Here is a 4070-nt window from a genome sequence, read left to right as displayed (position 1 = left end):
GAGCGCGGAAAGTCCGTAGCAAACGACAAAAAGTGAGACCCCGATGACTAAAATTTGCTTTGTTATGCGCTTCGTTTCGCCGATCGCGCCACCGATACCCATCGCGATAAAGCCAAACACCGTCGCAACCGAGTAGATGCCGCTGAGGTCCTTTTTATCCATGCCAAAATACTTCACGATAGCGATCGGAATCACGATAAAGGCCGCCGACATCAGCATTTTTTGCATGAAGTTGCTGATGTTCATGAGCAGTAAATTTCTGTTTGAGAGTAGCTTTACGGCCGGCATTTTGGCCTGCGAATGCGTAAATTTAGGCTCCTCGCCAACAGCCGTGTATAGAAGCACGATACAAACGACCGTAACCGCGACCGAGAGGTAAAAGAGGCTTGAAAGGCCGTATTTGGCGCTCAGTATCGGCGAAAGTATCATAGAAAGCGTAAAGCTAATGCCGATAAATGCGCCCATCATCGCCATCGCGTGCCCGCGCACTTCTTCTTTGGTCATGTCGCTCATCAGCGCGATCGCCACGGCTCCTATCGCGCCCGCACCCTGGATAAATCTACCAAAAATCATCGTGTAGATATCGGTCGCCACCGCGCAGTCGCAGCTCCCACGATAAAGACGAGCAGGCCTATTAGCATCGAGTTTTTACGCCCGAATCGGTCCGAGACGTAGCCAAAAACCACCTGAAACGTGATCTGCGACATCGCGTAAACGCCGATGAGAACGCCGACTAGAAACTCGGTCGCCCCCTCGAGCTCGAGCGCGTAGACGCTGATAACGGGCAAAATGATAAAGAGTCCGAAAAACCTGCTGCCGATGATAAAAGATAACGGTAAAGCGCTTTTTACTATCATAAATTTTCCTTTTTAAAGGAGTGATTTTACCCGAATTTTGATAATACGTAAATTAAAGTCGAATTTGATAAAATGCGCGGGATAAAAATAGCGTAGCGAAGTATTTTTTGGATTATTTTTACGGTTGCGTAGATGAAATTTTGCGTAGGCTAGGCACGTAGCCTGCCGAGCGAAATTTTAGCAAGCTACGTAAAAAGAACCAAAAAGACAAGCTAGAAAAAGGAAAAATTTTGAAAATAGTTTTAGCAACGTCAAACTCCGACAAAGTACGCGAAATAAAAGATTTTTTAAAAGATTACGAAATTTACGCGCTGCGCGAAATTTGCGAGCCCTTTGATATCGTCGAGGACGGCGCGACTTTCGCCGCAAACGCGCTAATCAAAGCTCGCGCCGTGCAGGCAAAACTGCGCGAGCTAAATTTGGCGGACGAGTTTATCGCGCTAAGCGACGATAGCGGCATCAGCGTGGAGGCTCTCGGCGGCAGGCCCGGGATTTACTCGGCGAGATTTAGCGATATGAACGAGCGGGGGCAGATAACGGGTAAAAGCGCGACCGATACTAGCAACCGCGCAAAGCTGATCGCGGAGCTAAAGGCGCTAAATTTGAGTAGTTCGCCCGCGTTTTACACCGCTTGTATCGCGGTTAGCTCAAAGTTTGGCGACTTTACGGCGCACGGCTTTATGCACGGTACGGCAATCGACGAAGAGCGCGGTAGCAACGGCTTTGGCTACGACAGCCTCTTTATCCCCAAAGGCTTTACGCGCACGCTTGGCGAGCTAGACGACGCCACAAAGCTAAAAATCTCGCACCGCTCAAAGGGGCTGGAGCTTATAAAATACGTGCTAAAGAGCCTTGAGGGGAAATTTGGGCGCTAAATTTAGAGCGCAAAAGGGAAGGCAAATTTGCGCGGCAAAACCTGGCTAAATTTGCCGTCCCTTAACGCTAGCGCGGTATAATCGCGCAAATTTAAAATTTGAGACGAAGATGAATCTGGTTTTATTCGACTTTGACGGGACGATCACGCGCGACGACTCGCTGCTGGAGTTTATCGCTTACGTCGTGGGATTTAAGAAATTTTTTCGGGGGATTTTTTGGCTTTCGCCCGTTTTGATCGGCTATAAGCTAAAAATTTGCAGCAACAACTACGCTCGCAGGCGGCTGATGACGTACTTTTTTGCTGGCATGAGCGCGGATAAATTCGCTCAAATTTGCAAAAAATACTCAAACACGCACATCGAGGATATCGTGAAATTTTCCGCGATGGCAAAGATCGCCGAGTATAAAGCAAACGGCGACAAGGTCGTGATCGTGACGGCGTCGCTCGAGGACTGGCTGGCTCCGTGGTGCCAGGCGCAGGGCATTGAGCTACTAGGCACTCGCATCAAGAAAAAGGGTGGCATAATAACGGGCGAGATAGACGGCGCCAACTGCTACGGCGCCGAGAAGGTGCGCCGCGTGCGCGAGGCGTATGACACGGACGCTTTTGAGCGCGTGATCGCATACGGCGACAGCAGGGGCGACAAGGAGATGCTGGAGTTTGCCAACGAGGCGCATTATAGGGTGTTTGAGTGATGACTACGAAAAACTGCAAGCTAGCCGAGAATTTAGATGTTTTTGGTTTAAATTTGAGCACTTGTACGGCAGAATTTAACGGTTAGCGCGCTTTTGCTATTTGGCGGTGTTTAAGATCTTTTTGCTGCTGTTTAAGCCGTTTGGGTTAAATTTGCAATGTTTTTAAACTAAGTTCAAATTTGTTTGCTACTGCTGTAACGGCTCCAAATTTGACCCGGCGCGCGTTTAAACTGGGCCAGTGCAAATAAAAATAGCAAACTCGGCACTATTTGTTTTAGCTTAAATTTAGGTCGATTTACGACCTTTTTTTGTGAAAATGCGCCACTCTTGCGGCTCAAATTTGACCGTCAAATTTACCAGCAACCGCAAACGCCTAACCCCAAATTTAAACCATTTTCAGCACTTCGACTATCTCGCCCTTTGCGATAAATTCGGTTTCTTTTGGGATGATTAAAAGCGCGGCGTCATTTGTGAGGTTATTTACGATCGCCGAGCTGCCTAGCTTTTTGCCGCCCAGATTTACGTAAATTTTGCCGTCTCGATTTACTAAATTTACCGCCGTAAACTCCAAAAACGGCGAGCGCTTTTTGTAGTCCTCGTCCATGATCGCCGTGATTTTAGGCTCGCTAGTGCCAAACCACGCATTTAGCAGCACGCGCACGTAGAGCACGCACATCACCATCGCCGAGTACGGGAAGCCCGGCAGCGCAAATATATACTTTTCGCCCGCTTTTGCGACCTTGATGTGGCGGCCCGGTTTGATCGCGGAGCCGTCTATGATGATGTCGAAATTTTCGCCCAGCGCGCCTTTTACGAAGTCGTAGTCGCCCATGCTGATGCCGCCCGTGGTGACGAGCACGTCGGCTGATTTTAGCGCGCGGACGATGGCGTCTTTTACGAGCTCGGCGCGGTCGCGCACTATCTCGCACAGCACGGGTTCGCCGCCCATTTTGCGCACCATGGCCGCGATGCCTACGTGGTTTGAGCTGTGGATCTGCGCGGCGTTTTCTAGCGGCTCTCCGAGGTCTTTTATCTCGCTTCCAGTCGCCAGTACTGCGACTCTAGGCCGCACAAATACGCTAACGTTAAAGATCCCAAGCTCTGCTAGTAGTGCGGTCTCGGCGTAGCCTATCGTCGCGCCTTTTTTGATTAGGATTTCGTCTTTTTTGTAGCTTTCGCCAACCTCGCGTACGGCAAAGCCCTTTGGCACGGGTTTTTTGATCACGACCTTGCTACCTACGACCTCGACGTTTTCGACCGGGATTAGCGTGTCGGTACCTTCGCTCATCAGCGAGCCGGTGAAGGTTTTGACGCATTTTGCGCCCCCCACCTTTAGCCCCTTATCGCTACCTGCAGGCAGGTCGGTGATGAGCTCAAGCTCGCTCAAATCATCCCTCCACGCAAACGCGTAGCCGTCCATAGCGGAGACGGGCTGGGCTGGGTAGTTGTCCTGTGCTGCGATATCTACGGCGATACGGCGATCAAGTGCCTGCGTGAGCGTGACCTTTTCCACGCGGTCCCAGGGGACCAGCGTAGAGCGTAAAATTTCAAGAGAGGCCTCGTAACTCATAAATTCTTTCATTTTTTGTCCTTTTTTGATTCCCCATAAATGACGGATTTCAAGCTTTAAAATTTTAAACC

General features: G+C 49.9%; 5 protein-coding genes. 2 read left to right on the top strand and 3 right to left on the bottom strand.

Going from position 1 to position 4070, the window contains the following annotated elements:
- Positions 1-594: MFS transporter (locus H740_RS01025; protein ID WP_269430606.1), on the bottom strand; the 594-nt coding region annotated here is incomplete at its 3' end.
- Positions 570-857, bottom strand: a complete 288-nt coding sequence (locus H740_RS12365) for an MFS transporter (RefSeq protein WP_269430605.1) — start codon at positions 855-857, stop codon at positions 570-572. The genes H740_RS12365 and H740_RS01025, both read right to left, overlap by 25 nt.
- Before the next feature lie 230 nt (positions 858-1087).
- Between H740_RS12365 and H740_RS01020 the strand changes: the two genes are divergently transcribed.
- On the top strand, positions 1088-1732 hold the full coding sequence (locus H740_RS01020) for a non-canonical purine NTP pyrophosphatase (protein ID WP_002950440.1): 645 nt from the start codon (positions 1088-1090) through the stop codon (positions 1730-1732).
- Positions 1733-1841: 109 nt separating this feature from the next.
- On the top strand, positions 1842-2429 hold the full coding sequence (locus tag H740_RS01015; RefSeq protein ID WP_002950438.1) for an HAD-IB family hydrolase: 588 nt from the start codon (positions 1842-1844) through the stop codon (positions 2427-2429).
- A gap of 385 nt (positions 2430-2814) precedes the next feature.
- Here H740_RS01015 and H740_RS01010 read toward each other — a convergent pair whose 3' ends face one another.
- Positions 2815-4011: a molybdopterin molybdotransferase MoeA gene (locus H740_RS01010; RefSeq protein ID WP_034956843.1), complete on the bottom strand. Its 1197-nt coding sequence runs from the start codon at positions 4009-4011 to the stop codon at positions 2815-2817.
- Between the last annotated feature and the right edge of the window lie 59 nt (positions 4012-4070).

Source organism: Campylobacter showae CC57C (genome assembly GCF_000344295.2).
GTDB classification, from domain to species: Bacteria; Campylobacterota; Campylobacteria; order Campylobacterales; family Campylobacteraceae; genus Campylobacter_A; species Campylobacter_A showae_B.
Note: the sequence above shows the minus strand (reverse complement) of the source record. Positions and strands in the feature narration are given on the sequence as shown.

Coding starts and splice junctions, on each gene's coding strand:
- H740_RS12365 (WP_269430605.1), bottom strand. CDS start 857: ATGATAGTAAAAAGCGCTTTACCGTTATCTTTTATCATCGGCAGCAGG.
- H740_RS01015 (WP_002950438.1), top strand. CDS start 1,842: ATGAATCTGGTTTTATTCGACTTTGACGGGACGATCACGCGCGACGAC.
- H740_RS01010 (WP_034956843.1), bottom strand. CDS start 4,011: ATGAAAGAATTTATGAGTTACGAGGCCTCTCTTGAAATTTTACGCTCT.